This window comes from Vibrio sp. Makdt, from assembly GCF_027587015.1.
Taxonomy (GTDB): Bacteria; Pseudomonadota; Gammaproteobacteria; order Enterobacterales; family Vibrionaceae; genus Vibrio; species Vibrio chagasii_B.
The window spans coordinates 1-1,293 of sequence record NZ_JAPPTH010000064.1; the positions used below are offsets into that span (position 1 = coordinate 1).

The 1,293-nt window shown below is 41.9% G+C and carries 1 protein-coding gene; it reads left to right on the forward strand.

Annotated elements, in window-relative coordinates; translation table 11 throughout:
- Positions 1-53: 53 nt before the first annotated feature.
- Positions 54-1,258 (forward strand): IS3 family transposase gene (locus tag OH460_RS27295; RefSeq protein WP_270000190.1). Its coding sequence is split into 2 segments (ribosomal slippage): positions 54-441 and positions 441-1,258, totalling 1,206 coding nucleotides; the frame shifts between segments, so codons are not numbered across the junction.
- Positions 1,259-1,293: the final 35 nt, after the last annotated feature.

Here is a 1,293-nt window from a genome sequence, read left to right on the forward strand (position 1 = left end):
TGTACCGTCCTAAATATGGTTGACACATTTCCAACATGAAATTGGAGAGTGTCATGAAAACAACAAGTAGACGTACTCAACGAGATTATTCTCTTGCCTTTAAATTGGCAGTCGTAAGCCAAATTGAAAAAGGCGAAATGACTTATAAGCAAGCTCAAGAACGTTATGGGATCCAAGGTCGCTCTACCGTTTTAGTTTGGCTTCGCAAACATGGTCAACTAGATTGGTCTAAAGGAATAGAACAATCGAGAGCGTTAGGAGCGACTATGTCAAACTCTTCCTCAACTCAAACCCCAGAGCAACGAATCAAAGAACTCGAGCAGCAATTAGAAGAAACTCAGCTCAAAGCTGAGTTCTTTGAAGCGGTTGTAAAAGTCATGGATCGAGATTTCGGAGTCCGAATCTCAAAGAAGCGCAAGGCCGAGTTATTAAGGAAAAAACGGTCAGAAGATTGACCGTCACTAAAGCTTGCCACTTCATAGGTATTACACGACAAGCTTTCTACAAGCGCTGTGTTGCAGAAATTCATCAGACAAAGAAAGATGAATCCATACTCGGTTTTGTGAAAGAGCAAAGGATGATGCACCCTCGTATAGGAGCCCGTAAGATCAAGTATTTACTTTCTCAGAACGATATTGAAATCGGGCGAGACCGCTTATTCTCTCTGCTGAGAATGAATCGATTATTAGTACAGAATCGAAGGGCTTATCATCGAACTACAAACAGTAATCATCGCTTTTACTGCCATCCAAATCGAATTAAGGAAGGCTTAATCCCGGAAAGACCAGAGCAATTATGGGTTGCCGATATTACTTATCTAGCAACGCGGCGTGGTAGTACTTATCTCAGTTTAGTGACGGACGCTTACTCAAGAAAAATCGTGGGCTATCACATAAGTGATGATATGAAAGCTCGCACGGTCAAGCTGGCCTTTTTAAACGCGTTGAAAGGGCGGAAGAATACAGGTGAGCTTGTCCATCACTCAGATAGAGGTGTTCAGTACTGCTCTGTTGAATACCAAGAGTTGCATCGACAGTATGGTGTATCTTGCTCAATGACTGATGGCTATGACTGTTATCAGAATGCGTTGGCAGAGAGGATCAACGGAATACTGAAGATGGAGTATCTGTTGAATAAGCCTAATGATTTAGATGAAGCAAAGAAAATGGTCGCTGAATCAGTAAAAATCTATAATGAATATAGGCCTCATACAGCTCTAAAATACAAAACGCCCGATGAAGTACATCGAGCGTTTTAGTCAATCAAGTGTCAACCCATATCAGGACGGGTCAC